The 18,303-nt window shown below is 42.0% G+C and carries 17 protein-coding genes and 1 tRNA gene; 8 read left to right on the forward strand and 10 right to left on the reverse strand.

Features of this window, described 5'->3' with window-relative positions; genetic code table 11:
- Positions 1–77 precede the first annotated feature (77 nt).
- Positions 78–2,147 (forward strand): CHAT domain-containing protein, encoded by a 2,070-nt coding sequence (locus RMY64_RS28020; RefSeq protein ID WP_322673231.1) that lies wholly within the window; start codon positions 78–80, stop codon positions 2,145–2,147.
- Positions 2,148–2,439: 292 nt separating this feature from the next.
- Here the strand turns inward: RMY64_RS28020 and RMY64_RS28025 are convergent, their stop codons facing one another.
- The 3 genes from RMY64_RS28025 to RMY64_RS28035 form a co-directional block, all read right to left on the reverse strand.
- A complete protein-coding gene (locus RMY64_RS28025; RefSeq protein WP_094350113.1) occupies positions 2,440–2,784 on the reverse strand; it encodes a DUF1815 family protein in 345 nt (114 codons plus the stop codon).
- Between the two features lie 1,026 nt (positions 2,785–3,810).
- Complete coding sequence (locus tag RMY64_RS28030) at positions 3,811–4,026, reverse strand: DUF2839 domain-containing protein (protein WP_322682217.1); 216 nt, start codon at positions 4,024–4,026, stop codon at positions 3,811–3,813.
- A 461-nt stretch (positions 4,027–4,487) separates the two neighbouring features.
- Positions 4,488–6,038: an ATP-dependent DNA helicase gene (locus RMY64_RS28035; RefSeq protein ID WP_322673962.1), complete on the reverse strand. Its 1,551-nt coding sequence runs from the start codon at positions 6,036–6,038 to the stop codon at positions 4,488–4,490.
- Between the two features lie 153 nt (positions 6,039–6,191).
- Here RMY64_RS28035 and RMY64_RS28040 point away from each other — a divergent pair, with 153 nt between their 5' ends.
- The gene (locus RMY64_RS28040) at positions 6,192–7,154 is read left to right on the forward strand and encodes a M48 family metallopeptidase (protein ID WP_322701711.1); all 963 of its coding nucleotides are present in this window, start codon (positions 6,192–6,194) and stop codon (positions 7,152–7,154) included.
- A gap of 129 nt (positions 7,155–7,283) precedes the next feature.
- Here the strand turns inward: RMY64_RS28040 and RMY64_RS28045 are convergent, their stop codons facing one another.
- Together RMY64_RS28045 and RMY64_RS28050 are read right to left on the reverse strand one after the other, a co-directional pair.
- Positions 7,284–8,159 (reverse strand): type II CAAX endopeptidase family protein, encoded by an 876-nt coding sequence (locus RMY64_RS28045; protein ID WP_322701712.1) that lies wholly within the window; start codon positions 8,157–8,159, stop codon positions 7,284–7,286.
- 148 nt (positions 8,160–8,307) lie between these two features.
- Positions 8,308–8,745, reverse strand: coding sequence for an AbrB family transcriptional regulator (locus tag RMY64_RS28050; protein ID WP_094350106.1), 438 nt, complete (start codon positions 8,743–8,745; stop codon positions 8,308–8,310).
- Between the two features lie 1,473 nt (positions 8,746–10,218).
- Here RMY64_RS28050 and RMY64_RS28055 point away from each other — a divergent pair.
- Positions 10,219–11,223 (forward strand): succinate dehydrogenase/fumarate reductase iron-sulfur subunit, encoded by a 1,005-nt coding sequence (locus RMY64_RS28055; RefSeq protein ID WP_322674023.1) that lies wholly within the window; start codon positions 10,219–10,221, stop codon positions 11,221–11,223.
- Positions 11,224–11,421: 198 nt separating this feature from the next.
- On the opposite strand, the gene RMY64_RS28060 is transcribed toward RMY64_RS28055, so the two are convergent.
- The 4 genes from RMY64_RS28060 to psbX form a co-directional block, all read right to left on the reverse strand.
- The gene (locus RMY64_RS28060; protein ID WP_322673965.1) at positions 11,422–11,946 is read right to left on the reverse strand and encodes a Tol biopolymer transporter periplasmic protein; all 525 of its coding nucleotides are present in this window, start codon (positions 11,944–11,946) and stop codon (positions 11,422–11,424) included.
- Between the two features lie 98 nt (positions 11,947–12,044).
- Positions 12,045–12,605: a hypothetical protein gene (locus tag RMY64_RS28065; protein WP_322673966.1), complete on the reverse strand. Its 561-nt coding sequence runs from the start codon at positions 12,603–12,605 to the stop codon at positions 12,045–12,047.
- A gap of 47 nt (positions 12,606–12,652) precedes the next feature.
- A complete protein-coding gene (locus RMY64_RS28070; protein ID WP_322673967.1) occupies positions 12,653–13,570 on the reverse strand; it encodes a Ycf66 family protein in 918 nt (305 codons plus the stop codon).
- A 248-nt stretch (positions 13,571–13,818) separates the two neighbouring features.
- Complete coding sequence (gene psbX, locus RMY64_RS28075) at positions 13,819–13,938, reverse strand: photosystem II reaction center X protein (RefSeq protein ID WP_174709687.1); 120 nt, start codon at positions 13,936–13,938, stop codon at positions 13,819–13,821.
- A 288-nt stretch (positions 13,939–14,226) separates the two neighbouring features.
- Between psbX and RMY64_RS28080 the strand changes: the two genes are divergently transcribed.
- Positions 14,227–14,520: a YggT family protein gene (locus tag RMY64_RS28080; RefSeq protein WP_094350101.1), complete on the forward strand. Its 294-nt coding sequence runs from the start codon at positions 14,227–14,229 to the stop codon at positions 14,518–14,520.
- Between the two features lie 64 nt (positions 14,521–14,584).
- Here RMY64_RS28080 and accC read toward each other — a convergent pair whose 3' ends face one another.
- Positions 14,585–15,928 carry an acetyl-CoA carboxylase biotin carboxylase subunit gene (gene accC / locus RMY64_RS28085; RefSeq protein WP_322673968.1) on the reverse strand — a complete coding sequence of 448 codons (1,344 nt, stop codon included), beginning with the start codon at positions 15,926–15,928 and terminating at the stop codon, positions 14,585–14,587.
- A 457-nt stretch (positions 15,929–16,385) separates the two neighbouring features.
- On the opposite strand from accC, the gene RMY64_RS28090 reads away from it, so the two are divergent.
- The 4 genes from RMY64_RS28090 (at position 16,386) to RMY64_RS28105 (ending at position 18,234) form a co-directional block, all read left to right on the forward strand.
- Positions 16,386–16,466: transfer RNA gene (locus RMY64_RS28090), tRNA-Leu, on the forward strand.
- A gap of 182 nt (positions 16,467–16,648) precedes the next feature.
- Complete coding sequence (locus RMY64_RS28095) at positions 16,649–17,272, forward strand: chorismate lyase (protein ID WP_322701713.1); 624 nt, start codon at positions 16,649–16,651, stop codon at positions 17,270–17,272.
- A gap of 203 nt (positions 17,273–17,475) precedes the next feature.
- Positions 17,476–17,628 carry a hypothetical protein gene (locus RMY64_RS36935; protein WP_409883748.1) on the forward strand — a complete coding sequence of 51 codons (153 nt, stop codon included), beginning with the start codon at positions 17,476–17,478 and terminating at the stop codon, positions 17,626–17,628.
- Between the two features lie 42 nt (positions 17,629–17,670).
- The gene (locus RMY64_RS28105) at positions 17,671–18,234 is read left to right on the forward strand and encodes a Uma2 family endonuclease (protein WP_322701714.1); all 564 of its coding nucleotides are present in this window, start codon (positions 17,671–17,673) and stop codon (positions 18,232–18,234) included.
- Positions 18,235–18,303: the final 69 nt, after the last annotated feature.

The raw sequence follows: 18,303 nt of genomic DNA on the forward strand, positions 1-18,303 counted from the left end.
GAATAGCATAAAAATTAATTGCGTTGCCGGACTTCTTGATTTAATATTTACCTTCCGAGCATAGGGAGTGTTTTGTTATGCAGCCTAATCTCCGGCATGTGAGTGTTGTTACTTTATCTCTACTTAGCTTACTAGGTTTTGGGATGGTATATCCAGACAATAACCAGGTAAATACAAATGCAAGGTTGAGGTACGAATCTGGAGAAAAAGCTCAAGCTTTACCCAAGAATAATCAACTCTCAGAAATTGCAAGGCTCAATCAAGAAGCTATCAAAGAATCTCGTCAAGGTCAATCAAAAGAAGCGTTGCAGAAATTACAGAAAGCATTAACCATCACTAGAGACCTTGGAGAGCGCTCTTGGGAAGCGGTAACATTTAACAATATTGGCAGAATTTACCAAAGTCAAAAAAAGTATCCTGAAGCACTTCAATCCTATCAGCAAGCCTTATTGATTAACAAAGAACTTGGGGATCTGGTTCGACTTGGCAAAACCTACAGTAACATAGGTTACTTATTCGATATCCAAAACCAACCAGAGTTAGCAATTTTTTTCTACAAGCATTGTTTGATTAATCGTGAGAAAGCTCGCTTGAATCCATCAGCATTGAGTGCGCCACAACCAGATGCTTACAACATAACTGTTAGCCAGACATATCGCATTTTGGGTGAACGATTGCTCAAACAAGAACGTGTTGCTGAAGCACAAAGGACAATGGATTTACTCAAAGTTGAAGAACTAGAGGAATATCTCCAGAATGTGCCAGGTAATCAACGTACTGTCAAAGGTATTAATATAGCGGCAACAGAAAAACCAATTAAACAAAAGCTGGATCAAAGTGTGGATAATGCTGTTGTACTGGGTAAGGAATTAACAACACTACGGAAAATTTCCCCTGAACAGCGATCGCTCGAACAGAAACAACGCATCGAACAATTAGTCTTAAATCAACAGCAACTTCTAGATGGATTTAACCAATTTATCAATAGTCCTTCAGTGAAAGCACAGGTAGAGCAAATTAGCCGTACAGCTAGGCGGCAAAATTTGGATTTGGAAAGTCTCAACGAACTTCGAGATAATTTGGCGCGATTACCGCAAAAATCGGCATTACTCTACCCACTGATTTTAAAAGATAGTTTGGAATTGGTATTGGTAACTCCTGAATCCCCACCAATCCATCGCACCGTTGCTGTAAAGCGCGAAAAACTTTATCAAACAATTGATGCTTTCCGTCAAGCTTTAATCAATCCCAGTCGAAATATCAAAGCACCTGCACGCCAATTGTATGACTGGCTAATTAAACCGATAGAGAAAGACTTAAAGCTATCGGGTACGCAAACTCTGATTTACGCTCCAGACGATCGATTACGCTACATTCCTTTAACTGCTGTGTATGATGGCAAACAATGGCTCGTACAGCGTTTCAACGTGAATCACATTACATCTGCTAGTCTGACTAATTTAAACACCCCAAAACAATCCACTTTGCGGGTTTTAGCGGCTGCTTTTACTAAAGGTAATTATCAAATCAAAGTTGGTAATCGACAGGTTGCTTTCGCTGGCTTACCCTTTGCAGTGCGGGAAGTGGAAAGTCTAGCAGCAGCGGTTCCTGAAACTACGAAGCTTTTAGACGATGCCTTTACTCCTAAAGTCGCTGTACCCCAAATGGATGATTATACAATTGTCCATTTAGCGACTCATGCAGCCTTTGTGGTAGGTAAACCAGAAGATTCGTTTATTTTATTTGGAAATGGCGATCGCGTTAATTTTAGAAATGTCGCCACTTGGTCACTCCCGAATGTAGATTTGGTAGTGTTGAGCGCCTGTGAAACCGGCTTGGGAGGCAAGTTAGGTAACGGTGAAGAAATTTTGGGCTTTGGCTATCAGATGCAACAAACCGGCGCTAGAGCCGCGATCGCCTCTTTGTGGTCTGTAGATGATGGTGGTACACAAGCACTCATGAGTGCTTTTTATGGTATTCTTTCTACTGAGAAGCTGACTAAAACTGAAGCTTTACGCCAAGCTCAACTCTCATTAATTACTGGAAACTGGAAGGAAATAAGTCATAATGCACCCGTAGCAGCAGTCAATGACTTTAGTCACCCGTACTATTGGGCACCCTTTATTTTAATTGGCAATGGACTTTAGATATTCGCGCAGTGTCTCGTAGAGAAGTTATCGCGTTTTGATGAAATTATCGCAAAAGAGGAGCGCTCAACTAACTAACCTCTGACTTTGCTGTGTTTTAACACCTTCTAGCTAGAGGCTGAAAATCAAGATCGTCAGATTTTCGCTGATACAAAAAATATGCGATGGGCCAGCCATAGCCAATCACTTTATGATAATGGAGAAATAGGTAAGCGATCGCTTAACTAAGCCACTGTTACCGATTAACAGTTACCGATAATCAATTTCTAATTTGCTCTCGACCTCTGAAATCTTAATACTTCTTGGCAAGAGTTTTAGAGCCTGTATCACTTTGCATAGATTGCTTGACAAGATCGGCCAATTCATCTAATTGGCTTATTGCCTCTGCACCCTCTAACTTCATTAATTCGCGGTCATCCCGCATTTCTGTCCAAGTAATGCCGTAATCGGACACTAAAAATCGAATTAGATGATTATCACCCAAGCTAACCATAAATGATGCACTATTCATTTGGTCGCCACAGGTATAGCAAGATGCAGGATACCCACGCCGCTCTAATACAATCGCCAAGGCTTGCAGGTTCATTACTAAGTCTTGGACGAATTGTCGATGTTGATGTGCTAGTCTCAGAAACACTTTTGTCCTCCAGACACCACAGTAATTTGAGTTTCTTTTATATTTTCTTTAGATTTTCTCACCCATTGGTATTGTAAACTATTCATTACAATTACCAGACAGATGATATTGAGTCGTGAATTGACTACTTTGTTTAGGGTAGTGGATCGGGATTTTGAAGGCCGTATCAAACTATTCAGTTTGTAAATTCAAAATCTCGGACAGAATTGCTAAATTTAACTATATCTTTATACATTTCTGTCAGGGTAGATTCTTAGAGCAAGAGATCCGCTTTAAGAGTAACTTAAATTTAGCACTAGTCAACTACAGAAAAGCTACATATTTAGTTTTTATTGGCTATGTGCAGTCAAATAGACTGTTATTAAACGCCATAATGTAGTTTTCCATCGTTATAGTGTCTCTTGCTTAGATGTTTAATCTGTTCTGTTTTTAACGTAGATTTTGGTATAGACAAATGATTAGTTATACCAAATTCCTTCCTCCTATATATATAAAGTTAAGCAGATGACAGTGCGAATTATAGGTTAAGTAGTTGCAAAAGCAGGGAAATAACAATTTATACCAAATTAGTGATGTTAGTAGATTAAGTGTGAGTGTAGAATCCACAAGGGGAAAACTTAACACTGACAATACCTAAACTCAGCAGAACAATGTTGCCATTTAGGCAATATTCTCAGGTATTTTTAGATTATTTTCAAAAACTTGTACAAACCAAAGCACGATGAATTTAGAAGGATTCTTATCTTAATTTGGTTTTGCCAAATTTAATGCATATATAATATATTTCGATTATCTATCCAAAATGAGTAATTATTTTTTATTAATAACTCAGTTAACTAATTCGTAATTCGTCATCATGCTTTTTACAAGAGGCTACGCCTAGCTTGCTTTCCCATAGGGTACGCAAACTGCCCACCGTTGCGCTAATGTAATTTGTAATTATTGGCAAGACACTTGCGAGTTATTGTCTTTTTTTGCAGTCTTGAATTAGTTGGATATCTAGACTCCAACTAATTCAATTATGAATTAAGAGACTACTTGCCACCAACCGAAAGCTGGGCCGATAAAACGGATTGTTACCCATCCAACAACCATTAGACCAATGCCTATCCAAGCACCGCGAGTAGTCCAAGTGACAAATTGTTCGCCTTGAGTTTTTGTGATCGGAATCCAAGACAATATCCGAGTCTCTTTACCGTATGTTTCCCCTAGTGTGGTTTTACGACGTTTTGCTTCACCCATAATCAGCAACTCAAATTCTACTTAGGTTCTAAATTTATTTTGCCAGGAATTATGCTTACTCGAAAGGCGATGAATTGCATCACCTTCTATAAGCTGATAATAATGCTTGCTTTTAGGCGATCGCGCTTTGCTTCGTCAAAATTTAAATTGGGCATTGGGGAACCACTGCGGTAGGCAGCCCCCGTCTTCTCCCAAGGGGAGACGCGAAGCGCGATGGCGGTTTCCGTCGTTAGCGCTAGCGGTAGCGAAAGCGTTGCGGTAGCGAGGAACGAGCGTCGGAACGAGCGTCTGGGGGACTGCCGAACCCGAAGGGTCTTGGGGTCTCCCCAAGTGGAGGAGGCAGTGCGGTCTTGGGGTCTCCCCCTTCGGGTTCGCGAGTTCCTCTTTGTTGAAACAACAAGACCGGACTCGCTCACCAAGTGGAGCAACTGCCGTCAAGTGGCGTCACTGGTAACTGAATTTTAAGCAGAATTTTCCTCATCGGTATTGGAAAACAGGCTGGGATCGAGATAGTTAATGCGTGCCAGAGGACTTAAAGCTGTGAGAATTTGAGCGCCGTAGCTGCGGTTAACTACACGACTATCAAGCAAAGCCACAATCCCTTGACTTTCTCGTACTGGAGCGATCGCCCGTTGTAATTCATTTAAAGCTGCTGGCAACAAGTATAAACGGAACCAATCTTGATGCGATCGCTTATAAAGAGCTACCCTACCAGCTACCAAGGGATTTTCCAAAGATGGTAGGGGCAACGTAGCAATGATTAACAGATGGGGTGCTGGCAAAACTCGTTGATGTTCTCGCCAAAATTCCCAACCGCTAATCAAAATACCATTTTCATCTAAACAAGTTTTTTCTACTTGCACCCGCGAACCAAACTCTGAAGCCAGAATTGCCGCTACTTGAGCCTTTAGTGGTACATCCCCCACCAAGACAACAGTTAATCCTGGCGCTGTCGCACTTAGACAAACCAGTGTGCGGACTTTGTGAATAAATGCCGCTTGAAATTCTGGCGTGTTGGGTAAGGGCAACTTATAGGGTACATACAGTTGAATTGCTTCTGCTTGACTCTCCGAAGAGAACTTCAAGCAAGTTAAATCTTCCAAACCCAGGCGCTGGCGAAAAAGGGGAGCCTCAGTTTCCGGTTCGATAGCGCTGCCAATTAAAACTACTGGTTGTCGCTGCCAAATCGGCGAGAGTATTTCCCCTAATTCCATTGGGGCGTAGTGCAAAGAAAATAAACCTTGCCGATGGGCAATAGTCGCCCAGAAGAGAGCAGGGGAGGAAAGATTTTCGTTGAGGGTTTGAAATTGTTGCCAGAATTGTTTCCAAGGTTCTGGCAGTGCTTGTACTGACTCTAAAGCAGAATAGAGACGGCTTAAAATTTCTATTTCTGGCTGGGAAATTAGATAGCACTGATATGGATTAGCAGGATGCTGAAAAAGTTCGTGTGTTAGTTGTATCCGTGCTTCACGAATTGCCTCAGCTTGGTTGGGACAAGCTAGCATGAGTTGATCCCAATCATCGGGTTGAATATCTTGGGTAAGTTGATGACGCACCCAATCTTCAAGATCGTCTACCCCATCAATAATTGTGGGAATGCCTTGGGGAAAGCGTGAGCCACCAGTTAACTGTCCTTTTAACCAAGCTTCTGGGGAGGTCAGCAGTAGCCCTTGGAACTGGGCATCAGGCCAAGCATCACCTGTCCTAATCGATTTATTGGTTGGTAGCCACTGCTGTAGACGGGGAATTTCAACCCGCAGCAGAAGTTGCTGCACTGTTTCTTGAGCAACAATAATTACAGGGCCATGCCACATCAGGGCTGATGCTACAAAACTAGTACGATACCGCCCTTGATAGCCACAAACCGCCCCTACTTGAATTAGGGCGCTACGTCCCAGGCGCAAGGCGCGTGCTACCAACCGTGCCATCGTCAAATGATGGGGCCAGGAAGGGAACCCCGCTTGCGATCGCAAAAAGTTATGTAGTGACAAATGAACTTCTGCCTCAATCACACGCTTTCAATTCCATACAAAGTGATTTTTACTTCCAATTGCCCCATTTCTATTATCTTGTCATTTGTCATTTGTCATTTGTCCTTTGTCCTTTGTCCTTTGCTAATGACCAATGACCAATGACCAATGACCAATCATCCAATACCCTAAATTATGCCAACTTACACAGGAATTTCCAGCGAAGCCTTCAGGCATCCACTAGATCGCCAAGCGGAGCAAGCTTTACGAAATTTGCCAGGATTTGATTTAATCGCTCGTAAATTTGTGGAATTTATCTACGAACGCCCTCAATTAGTCTATCTAATGGGTAACAGCATCCAAGTCGGGCCGCGTCAATATTCCACTATTTACCAGATGTTTCGGGAATGCGTCCGAGATTTGGACATTTACCCAGAACCAACACTGTTTGTCTCGCAAAATCCCCAAGTAAATAGCTATGCCTTGGGGCAAGAAAATCCTTACATAGTCATAAATACAGGGATACTAAACTTACTAGACGAAGCCGAGATTCGGACGGTGCTAGCCCATGAACTGGGGCATATTAAATGTGGTCATACTATTTTAATTCAAATGGCGATGTGGGCGATGAGTGCTGCTTCGGCATTGGGAGAATTGACCTTCGGCATCGGTAATATTGTTACCCAAGGCTTGATTTACGCCTTTTTTGAATGGCGGCGCAAAGCCGAGTTATCGTCAGATCGCGCTGCACTACTAGTAATGGATGACTTGAATCCTGTGATGTCAACGATGATGAAACTTTCTGGCGGTAGTAACAAATATGCCAATGAATGTAGTTTACAAGAGTTTATCAAGCAGTCAGAAAATTATCAGGCATTGGACGAGGATGGACTGAATCAGATATATAAGTTTTTAATCTACAATGGCGCTCAGGGTATGATGTTGAGTCATCCTTTCCCTGTTGAACGCTTGCATTACTTACGGTCGTGGGCTGTATCCGAAGAATATCAGCAAATTCGCCGAGGAAATTATCAGCGATCGCCTGCTTCCGGATCGGTAAATGTTTCAGCAGAATCTTCCGAAAATCAAACAGAAATTTTACGCCGCCAAATTGAAGAATTACAACGAGAAATTGACAGAATCCGAAGGTCTGAGTAGTTTTGAGCACTAAATAAAGATTAGTAGGGTGGAATAGTGCCTACTAAATCGTTGGATTTAGATCCCCGATTTTTTGGAGAAGTCGGGGATCTGCGTTAACGTACATCTCTCTATGGGAAATTACAATACTTAAGAGTTGAACCAAATAATTACTCCAGTTCCCAATACACAAATAATTCCCGCCAAGCCAGCTAGGGGTTTTTTATTTTTACCTGTAAACCAGTCAGAGGCTTTACCAGTGTAAGTAATTAATTCTGCTGTATCTATGGTAGCGATCGCCCATACCCATCCTGCGTGCAATCCCCAAGCTAAACCCAAATTACCTCTAGAGGCAAAGCGTGCTAACACCAGCACCATTCCCATCAGCCATAATCCAGGAAGTTGGGGTGCAGTTTCGCGTTGCTCCCAAACCAAGTGTAACAAGGCAAAAATCAAGCTAGAAATTGCTGCTGCTAACCAAACTGGGTAATCCTGTGCTAATTCTGTGAACAGGAAACCGCGAAAAACTAATTCTTCTATCCCACCGACTAATAACGCTATCAAGAAAATCGGTAGCAATATGGGTAGTAGTAATTTGAAATTAGACTTTTCAAAAGAACACCAACCTAACCCGAATTGCCCACTAAATACAATAGCTAGACTCAGCACTCCCAAACCAAAACCTAGCGCTAAAAAACCAAGAGTTGAAAAATTGGCAACAAAGCCGTAATCTGAAAAAGATTTATTACTCAACCAAACAACTCCCCAGAGGATCGGGGGAGCTAACAGGTAAAGTGACACCAATAAAGGCATTTTTTGCTCTGGCTGTAAAGGTTTAGAAGGTTGCCAATTAAGCAATATTGCTGATACTGTTGCTACTGGCAACCAGCAAACTATCCAGCAAACAAAAAATGCCGTCACTATAACTAGTGGCGGTGCATTTTCTCTAAACGCCAGTAAGGCGTTGACCGAAGACTCAAAGAAATTTATCAAAATAAACAAAAAAACACGATAGACTTCTTGCATTATAGATTTCTTGCTGATTAATCAAGACTCTACTAAATTTGGTGAATTCTGCAAGGGGTCTAATCGTATTTTTTACCTGGCTACCAATTTGCTGTCGAGGTAAGGACAAGTTATCATCACCTGAAACTTATCCTTACCATCAGCAAATTTACTCTTCGTCTTCTAAATCTTCGTCTGATTCGTCAGAATCTATATCTTGTGAGGTTAGTTTTTTATCGCTTTCACCTAGTTGAATCAGGTGAATATGTTTGTATCCCAGCCTAATTTCAAACTCATCTCCAGCCTTCAAGCCCATTGCTTTGGTATATGTAGCACCAATTACAATCTGACCATTTTGATGGACACTAACCCGATATGTCGGTTCGCGACCACGACCATCTTTAGGTGCTTCTGGACTTAGAGGAATTCCCCTAGCAGATAGCAAAGCGTCATAAAAATCGGTGAGATTAACACGAACTTGGTTATTCTTAGTAACAGTGTAATAGCCGCACTGTTTAGCTCTTTCTCGGCGTGGTAATGTGGAAAGTTCTTTTACTTTAGCAAGTAGTGCTTTTCCAGTTAATGGCGCGGTTGCAGTTTCAGTCATTATGCTCAAATTTTCCTTACTCTCTCCAAACTGATAAACTATGTAGTCTCATGCCAGCATTTAATTTTTTAGCATTTGCATAGAGCTACTGAAGACCCTAGTGTAACGGGTGAATTCCTGCCGATAGGAGCCAAAAGCACTTCTATATATGGTTGTCTACAACCAACTAGAGGCCATAGTTGCCACAGACATTAATTTTGGTGATGTTACGGCACTTTTAACCATTATTCGCCATCAGAAAGAAAACTATTTTCTTCTTTAGCGCTACTGTAGCGGTGTAACTTTCAGCCACCATTACAAATGGGGTTAGGTTCTACTGCAAATAAGTCGTAGACCCAAAAAATTGCAGGTTTTTCACTTTCAGTGCTTGCCTTTCTTGCCAATGAGCAAGTAGAGTTTTCTCCACTCGTCCTCTCAAGGTTAGGACAGCATAGTATTTCAATAGAGTCCTACGGGCATACACCCTTTTGTCCTACCAATAGAGACGCGAATTTTCTTGTCTCTACATTACGAATCAACAAAGCAGTAGTAACCGCGCTGATACGGCTATTGATTCTGGTTTTGCTACTTCGTAATTTTATATTAAATACTAGCATGGACTAATAATAGCAAAATAGTTGTTTAATTTTGAATTAAAGTTGCTGGTAAATTTTTATTTAAATTCCTGGACTTGAAAGTTGAAAAAAGCAGTGACGATTTTCTTAACCCTTTATTATTGCAAGCGCGAGCATTGCTATCTGGCTTTTATAAAAATTTATATATTGAGACGAGCAATTTTGACCAATGAGTTCAATCGCATATTTTGTTGATTGAGAGCAAGCCAAAAAGTGAAAAGTCATGCACCTCCGGGTTTCGCGCTACTCTAACTTTTATTTGAAAGTGGTGAGGATTTTTCCTCGGTTTATTATCTTCAGGTCAAAAGCGGCCAGAGGATTTTGCACGTCTGTCTATGGGATGAACAAATCTCTTAACATCTGCTTAGTGCTTGATTGCCACTACTATATATTAAACATGGGCTTTCAGACTTCTATATAATCAAAAAATTCTGTCAAGTGGTGGCGAAGGTGGAATTTTACTGTCAGGACTGCTTGACTAAAGTTGACATCAAGACATGTTGCTAACTTCAGATGCATTTCATTTGGATAGGATCGCTAGATCAAAGATCAACTGAAGTTACTTTTGAAGCAAACTCTCTTTCCTTTACATTGCCAAACAGATAAATTCAATGCAAAGCTGCGATGACATTTTTGGCGTTTTAACTTAGAATTTGACAAAAATCTTGCCTACAGCGCTAGTACAAGTAAAATTTTAATGGTTATCCTTAAACTAGAATCAGTCGCGCTTTAATCGTCAGCCTATTAACACCAGGGTTTGAATTAGGGGCAAAAAGTATAACTCACTTTTCGCAACTAGCTGCTTTGACTCATGATTGTTGAGGCTGGTGAAGTAATTTTAAAATTTTGGTTAGTATTTATGGAAGTTATTTTTAAGGTCATTCGACAGCAACAAAATTCCTCCCCTGTTGTGCAAACCTACATTGTAGAGGCCGAACCAGGTAATACAATCTTGGATTGCCTCAATCATATTAAGTGGGAGCAAGATGGAACTTTGGCATTTCGCAAAAATTGCCGCAATACTATTTGTGGTAGCTGTGCTATGCGAATTAATGGGCGTTCGGCTTTAGCTTGTAAAGAAAATGTTGGGAGCGAACTTGCCAGATTACAACAAATACCATCATCTCAAAGTAAAGTAAATGCTATTGCTGAAATCACGATCGCGCCTCTTGGCAATATGCCCGTGATTAAAGATTTGGTTGTAGATATGAGCAGCTTTTGGAATAATCTAGAGGCAGTTGCCCCTTATGTGAGTACGGCAGCACGACAAGTACCAGAAAGAGAGTTTTTGCAAACACCACAAGAGCGATCGCGCCTCGATCAAACTGGTAACTGTATTATGTGCGGTGCTTGTTACTCTGAATGCAACGCTCGTGAAGTTAATCCAGACTTTGTAGGTCCCCATGCCCTTGCCAAAGCTTACCGAATGGTAGCAGACTCCCGCGATAGCGATACCGAAAATCGTTTAGCAAGCTATAACGAAGGTACTAAAGGCGTATGGGGTTGCACCCGTTGTTTGTACTGTGATTCTGTTTGTCCAATGGAAGTTGCACCATTAGAACAAATCACCAAAGTTAAACAAGAAATTCTCACCCAAAAACAAGTCAGCGATAGTCGTTCAATTCGTCACCGGAAAGTATTGATAGATTTAGTTAAAGAAGGTGGTTGGATTGATGAACGCCAATTTGGTTTACAAGTAGTTGGTAATTATTTTCAGGATTTAAAAGGATTACTCAGTCTTGCACCCCTCGGTTTGCGGATGATCCTCCGGGGTAAGTTTCCTTTATCATTTGAATCTTCTGAGGGTACGGAACAAGTGCGATCGCTCATTGAATCTGTTCAACAAGTAGAAAACAAAAGTTAAAGGTGAGGAAGGAGGAGTAAGGGACTTCCAGAAAATAAATTATCCCATTTCACCCCTATCAACACGACTTTCTTTCCCCCTGCCCCCTGCCCCCTGCTCCCCTGCCTTCTAAGCAATGGAATATTTTTTTAATTGGAAGTCCCTAAGGAGTTAGGAGTGAGGAATTTTAACTCCTAACTCCTAACCCCTAACTATAGTTCAACGCGGTTCTTGAGGTATATTCAACGGCTGTCCATAACGGTCATATACTAAAACATCCCACTGACCATTGTTACTAGACTCAAAAGCAATCCTGCTACCATCAGCACTAATTGTAGGGTTGCGGACTTCGGCTTGCAGGTTGTTGGTCAAATTCCGTGATTGGCGTGTTTCTCGGTCGTAGAGAAAAATAGCCGATCGCCCCTGGCGGCTAGCAGCAAATACAATATAACGACCATCTTGTGAAACGCTAGGATGATTTGCGATCGCATCAAAGGAATTTAAACCTGGCAAATCAACCAAATCACGAGTTACCGTATCAAACATATAAACATCTTGGCTACCGCGTCGGTCAGTAATAAAAACAATGTATCTCCCAGAAATTTGGGGGTTTAATTCCGACGCTAAACTATTAAGACTTCGACCCCCTGGATCAAAGGGATAACTCAAAATCCGAGGGTAGCCAAAACACCCAGTCAATAAACTTAAACAGAAAAATATAGGTATAAAAAAAACACGTTTCATATAATTTAGTCATTAGTCATTAGTCAATAGTCTCACAACTCCTAACTCCTAACTTTTAACTCCTGTACAGACGCGATTAATCGCGTCTCTCCTAACTCCTACGGAGGTGAACCTACGGTTGCACCATTGGGAATATCTAACTCAATATTTGGCCCCCGGTCTAGGACTTCAATATCCCACTGACCACGAGTAGCAGTTTCAAAGACAACATAACGTCCATCTGGACTAATATTTGGTTTTCTGACCCAGCCGCGATAAATTGGTGTGACAATTTGCGACTGTTGCGTAGCGCGATCGTAAAGCGCTACCACTGGTCTTCCCTGGTCACTAGTAAGATAAGAAATATAACGCCCGGTGTAGCTCAAACTAGGACTTTCGGCAATTGTCTCCTGTCGGTTTATTCCCGGTGTACTAATAAACAGTTGCCTCTCCAAATCGTACATTAGTAGCTGCTGATTACCATTCCGATTAGATACAAACGCTAAAAAGCGTCCATTTCCACTCAAAGCAGGTTGCTCCTCGGTGTAGCGACTGTTAAGAGAAGTAGGCCCTATGGGAATATCGTTAGAACCACAAGATACAAGCAAACTTGTTAAACCAAAAACCAGGCTCCAATGAATTGGTCTTTGGAGCCAAAATGCAGGCGTAAATTTTTCCACCTCAACTGTTTTCCGTCGCCTTTAAACCTACTTGCACGCCAACTGTTTTAAACATCGTCATCAAAGTCACTTAGATTATCTGGCCCCTCATTTGGTTTTTCAATTGGGTTGTATGGCACATAATCGGTTGGGATCGCATCATCATCTTCGCGCGGTCTTCGAGAAGTTGAGTCAGTGGGCGGACGACGCCTTCTCGGTCTAGGAGAAACATCATCTTCACGACTTTCGGGACGCTGTGACCCGTTATTACTACGGCGAGAAGGTTTTCTAACTTCCCCACCCGAATTTTCCCAATCATCAACTTGCCTAGATGAAGAACCCCAGTTCTCTTCTTCAAAGCTTTCAGAAGGGCGATTTACAGGACGCCCAGAAGTCCGCCGGCGCGTTCTATCAGATGGAGCCTGTCTTTCACTAGTGCTGCTGTTGCGGCGTTCTGTACGACGGGGAGGTTGTTCCTGATAGTAGTCATCACGAGTTGAAATCTCATCCCTGCTACCGCGAATCCGGGGACGCACTGGGCGTTCTTCCTCGTCTTCATAAGGCAATGGATCTAAGTCTGCCTCCATTTCAGCTTGATAGTTTCTGCGATTATTGTACGAATAGCGATCGCTAACCGGTCGGTCTTCGTCCACAATCGGAGTGTTGCGCTTTGCTTGCTGAGTAGCTATACTTCGCAGACGAATACTTTCAACTGCAAAAAACACAGTTGTGCCAACTAAAAGCAGTTGACCAAATTGTAGAATCGGGTCTAGTCGCCATCCTTGAAAGACGAGAATGAAGCCGCAAAGTAAGCCGACTGCCGCAAAAAAGATATCTTGATCCCGTGACAATTCCGGACGCACAGTGCGGAGAAAATACAGTGCTGCCCCAGCCACAGCCAGGAAAATTCCTAGAATACTGGCTGAGTTTGCCCCAAAATTTACCTGAGCCAGAAAACTGGCTGAGTTCAGCCCAAAATTTATCATTGCTGTTTTCCCAATATCAAATCTATGTTAGCGAGTCACAATTAAAATCACTACTGTAATTAGGCACGATATATTGAAGCTTCAAAGCCTCTGGCAAAGAAGCTCTGAAGCTATTCACCGAAAAGTAAAAACGTCTATGTCTGTCAGCTACAACTGCCACCAGTCGCAGTTTATGCTGCTTTTAGTGCAATTTAAGTAAATAGCTGACAGACAATCGATTACGAGAGCTAATTTAACTCTCATAAGCATTATGAACGCTGTATTTTATCTTTTTGGCTAATGAAAATTAGACCAACAGTAGCGGGTATTACAACAATTGCTGTACCCCATAGCAGGCTCCAAAGAAAATTTGCTAAAGAAGGCGTCATACTTCTCAACCTTTTTTTACACACTTCATCCTAATTTTAATAGTGAATTACTTTCTTGAGAAGCCTCTAACTCTGAACTGCCAAACTTGGTAACTTCTTTCACCAGTTATTGAGTTAACCACATGGGCGAGTTCGCTTTTCTATTTCAGAAAGAAGTGACAGCATTTAGTTAAAATAACGATCGGAGTGCTTTACAAAGCTTAAAATTTTGTAGCTATGTCTATGCAAAGCGCAACTTGCCTGTGCCTAAGTTTTTCTTTTTTTACAGATAGATAGTACCTAAAACCGATGACTGGTGTTAACCTGACTGCTTGGATTCTTGGCCCTGTGTTAGGGGTTATGACATTCTTATTTATATTTCGTATCATTCTCACTTGGTATCCGCAAGTGGATTTGAATCGTTTGCCCTTTAATTTAATAGCTTGGCCAACTGAGCCATTTTTAATACCTTTGCGAAAGCTGGTGCAACCTATAGGTGGGGTAGATATTACACCTATTATTTGGGTTGGTATCTTCAGCCTGCTGCGAGAAATCCTGTTAGGTCAACAAGGATTGTTGACTATGCTATCTCGTGTTAATTAGGGTACAGGTTACAGGTTATAACCTTGTCGCCTGTAACCTATAACCTTTTTCCTTCCCTACTTTCCTACCCGTTCATTTCCTGTACAAAATTTGTATAGACATTACCCTGTAAAAACTGCGGAGTTTCCATAATTTTTTGATGAAACCCAATGGTGGTAGGTAATCCAGTAATGGCACATTCCCGCAGCGCGCGTTTCATCCGGTTAATAGCAGTGGGTCGGTCTGGCGCCCAAACGATTAACTTGCCGATTAAAGAATCGTAGTAAGGTGGGATTTGGTAATCTGTGTAAACGTGGGAATCAATTCGCACACCAGGGCCTCCGGGGGGCAGATAGCTACTAATCCGTCCAGGAGAAGGGCGAAAGTCACGATCGGGATCTTCGGCGTTGATTCGGCATTCGATCGCATGACCTCGTAATACTACTTGGTCTTGGGTAAGCTTGAGTCTTTCACCTTGAGCAACGCGGATTTGTTCGGCAACTAAGTCTATCCCAGTAATCATTTCTGTTACAGGATGTTCTACCTGAATCCGGGTGTTCATTTCCATAAAGTAGAATTTACCGGATCTATCCAAGAGAAACTCAATAGTACCCGCCCCACTGTAGTTAATGAATTGGGCAGCTTTGATCGCAGCTTGTCCCATTTTTTCACGTAGGTCTTGGTCGAGAGCTGGACTTGGAGCTTCTTCTAACAGCTTTTGATTCCGGCGCTGAATTGAGCAATCCCGTTCGCCTAAGTGGATGACATTACCATAGTTATCCGCCAAAATTTGAAATTCTATGTGGCGGGGACGTTCAATAAATTTTTCTATGTAAACGCCAGAATTCCCAAAAGCTGCTCCTGCTTCGCCTTGGGCGGCGAGAAAAAGTTTGACAAATTCGTCTTCAGAACGAACTAAGCGCATACCCCGTCCACCGCCACCTGCTGTAGCTTTGATCATCACTGGATAGCCGATATCCTTGGCGAATCCTAATCCTTCTTGCTCGGATTCTACCAATCCCTCACTACCTGGTACCGTCGGTACTCCAGCTTTTTGCATGGTTTCTTTGGCAGTGGATTTATCGCCCATCCGTCTCATAGCATCTGGAGTTGGGCCGATAAAAGCAATATGATGGTCGGCACAGATTTCCGCAAACCGAGCATTTTCTGCCAAAAAACCATAGCCTGGATGAATGGCAGTAGCATTGCGCGTCAGTGCAGCAGCAATAATATTGGGAATATTCAAATAACTTTTACCGCTAGCAGGTTCGCCAATGCAAACCGCTTCATCAGCAAGTTGGACGTGGAGAGCATTACGGTCAACGGTGGAGTGAACCGCAACTGTGGCAATTCCCATTTCTTCACAGGCGCGGAGAATGCGAAGGGCGATTTCTCCCCGATTGGCAATTAATATTTTGTCAAACTTCATTTTTTAGTTTCGATATCATTACCAGTAGATTGACATTTTCTCCGATCCAACTTGAAACAATGCTTCCACATTATTTCAAATTATTGCAGGAGATTCGCCACCCTGATTCTAAGTAAGCTTGCACATTGCAGGCTTGCTGCCTCTACGGGTCTTACTACACTAACAACATTGCTGCTGTAAGTCTTGGCTAGACTACCAAGCTGGGCTTTTGCGAAGCCGATAGCGATCGCGTAGCGTCATAGCCCGTCGTAGACATCGACTACCGCAGACGGATACGCGATCGCACCCTGCCGAACACAGTAGCTCTACCCTTTTCAATCAATATCACTTGTACAGCTGCTAAATTTCTGTCAGTCTGATACCGCCTTGAGAAAATTTATTTTTTGAGCAACTGAATTTAGATATCACCTTACTATAATTATTTTCTTATGCTATAGTCTATTTTTAGAGAAACCATGCGGATGTGGCGGAATTGGTATACGCGCACGCTTGAGGTGCGTGTGGCTTTGCCTTGGGAGTTCGAGTCTCCCCATCCGCATTTTTGCTTGTTTAAGCATAGGGTCAATAGTCACAGGTCAAAAAACCTTAGACTGTTGACCCTTAAATATTAAGTTTGCTTCCGAAGCACTTCAGTGCTTACTAGATATTAAGTAAAGTTGCCTTGTCAAAGTACTAGTCCTTTATGCTTTTATAGAAATAGGTGAAGTTTTGTAAAAAGCATTGACTATTTCTTTTCCGCCAACAAACAACTTAACACTGCCACCAGCTTGGCATCGCCTCACTCCGATTTGGCAAGGAGGGGAGGAAATAATTCAACAAAGTTTACCTCACACTCAGCTAGCACCTACATGGCAGCTAATGCTTTTGGGTGACGGCTCTCCAACACGTCACTTAGAATTGCTCACAGGTGAGCCTGTAGAAGTAGATGTTATTGATATGTCATTGATTGGCATTGACTTGGATGCTGCTCCTGAGTTAATCCAAGCTGTCCCAGAACCGCGATTACGGCGACAAGTATGGCTGCGTACCGCTTCTGGTCAAAGATTAGCCTATGCTACTTCGTGGTGGGAAGCCAGTCATGTCGATGAGTATTTACAAAACCGTTCATTACCAATTTGGGCAAGTTTAGCTCGTCTTCGCACAGAATTGTATCGAGATGTTCGAGGAATTTACTACGGAGACTCATTGGCACTAGAATCAGGTTTTGGTGTAACTGGGCCTTTTTGGGGTCGCCACTACTTGTTTTGGCATCATGGGCAGCCACTGACATTAATTTATGAAGTTTTTTCGCCTTATTTAACCAAATATTTGGGGCCTATGCAATTAAATTCCAAAAATCAGTAAGAAGCCATGATGTAGGCCGCTCGCTATCGAGTAAAACTAAGTAGCTGAAATCATCCAATGAAATTATCAAAGGAACGTTGAATTATTGTTGCAGCGATCGCTTCTGCTAATAGTACCGTTAAACTAATGAGTTTTCGGTGATAGTTTGCCGTTGTTTAGCGATCGCATCCTCTTTAAAATAGAGTCATTCCTCAAGATCAACTATGATTCAACTCAAAACCCAACTCACCCTCAAAGAATTTATCGCACTTCCCGAAGGTGATATCACCAAACCAAACGCGGTACTGATAGTTGAGAAGATTCATTATTTGAAGGGCTGCAAATTACACCTCAACAAATCTTCCAACAAGCAATAATTTCCTACTGATGTTAGCAATAAAGACGTGAGGAAAGGTTTAATGAATACTGTTGTGCTAAATCTAGAACCGATTGCTCATTTAACCGATGAGCAATTTTATCAATTGTGTATTGCCAATCGTGATGTCAGCCTGGAAATGAACGCATCTGGAGAATTAATAATTGTACCACCAGTCGGAGGAGAAAGCGGAAATCAAGAAGCAGATTTAATTACAGACTTAAATAATTGGAATCGTCAAGCTAAATTAGGGAAAGTTTTTAGTTCTTCAACTATCTTTATACTTCCCAACGGTGCAAAACGTTCTCCTGATGCTGCTTGGGTAAAATTAGAGCGGTGGGAAGCTTTAACACCAGAACAACGAAAAAAATTTCCGCCACTTGTACCCGACTTTGTGATTGAACTGCGTTCGGAGACAGATCGCCTTGCACCGATTCAAGAGAAAATGCAGGAATACATTAAAAATGGTCTGCGTTTGGGTTGGCTGATTAATCCTCAAGATCGCCAGGTTGAAATTTACAGACTTTTAAAACCTGTAGAAGTTGTGCAAATGCCAGCGATTGTTTCTGGAGAAGATATACTACCTGGATTTGAGTTGCAAGTATAAGTATAGGAGGGTTTCAAATTACACTTCAATAAATCTTCCAACAAGCAATAATTTCCTACTGATGTTAGC

It is taken from the genome of Nostoc sp. DedQUE08 (assembly GCF_034530895.1).
Lineage (GTDB): Bacteria > Cyanobacteriota > Cyanobacteriia > Cyanobacteriales > Nostocaceae > Nostoc.

Excerpts from the sequence above, each read along its gene's own strand:
- RMY64_RS28020 (WP_322673231.1), top strand. The coding sequence starts at position 78 with ATGCAGCCTAATCTCCGGCATGTGAGTGTTGTTACTTTATCTCTACTT.
- RMY64_RS28030 (WP_322682217.1), bottom strand. The coding sequence starts at position 4,026 with ATGGGTGAAGCAAAACGTCGTAAAACCACACTAGGGGAAACATACGGT.
- RMY64_RS28040 (WP_322701711.1), top strand. The coding sequence starts at position 6,192 with ATGCCAACTTACACAGGAATTTCCAGCGAAGCCTTCAGGCATCCACTA.
- RMY64_RS28045 (WP_322701712.1), bottom strand. The coding sequence starts at position 8,159 with ATGCAAGAAGTCTATCGTGTTTTTTTGTTTATTTTGATAAATTTCTTT.
- RMY64_RS28050 (WP_094350106.1), bottom strand. The coding sequence starts at position 8,745 with ATGACTGAAACTGCAACCGCGCCATTAACTGGAAAAGCACTACTTGCT.
- RMY64_RS28055 (WP_322674023.1), top strand. The coding sequence starts at position 10,219 with ATGGAAGTTATTTTTAAGGTCATTCGACAGCAACAAAATTCCTCCCCT.
- RMY64_RS28060 (WP_322673965.1), bottom strand. The coding sequence starts at position 11,946 with ATGAAACGTGTTTTTTTTATACCTATATTTTTCTGTTTAAGTTTATTG.
- RMY64_RS28070 (WP_322673967.1), bottom strand. The coding sequence starts at position 13,570 with ATGATAAATTTTGGGCTGAACTCAGCCAGTTTTCTGGCTCAGGTAAAT.
- psbX (WP_174709687.1), bottom strand. The coding sequence starts at position 13,938 with ATGACGCCTTCTTTAGCAAATTTTCTTTGGAGCCTGCTATGGGGTACA.
- RMY64_RS28080 (WP_094350101.1), top strand. The coding sequence starts at position 14,227 with ATGACTGGTGTTAACCTGACTGCTTGGATTCTTGGCCCTGTGTTAGGG.
- accC (WP_322673968.1), bottom strand. The coding sequence starts at position 15,928 with ATGAAGTTTGACAAAATATTAATTGCCAATCGGGGAGAAATCGCCCTT.
- RMY64_RS36935 (WP_409883748.1), top strand. The coding sequence starts at position 17,476 with ATGATTCAACTCAAAACCCAACTCACCCTCAAAGAATTTATCGCACTT.
- RMY64_RS28105 (WP_322701714.1), top strand. The coding sequence starts at position 17,671 with ATGAATACTGTTGTGCTAAATCTAGAACCGATTGCTCATTTAACCGAT.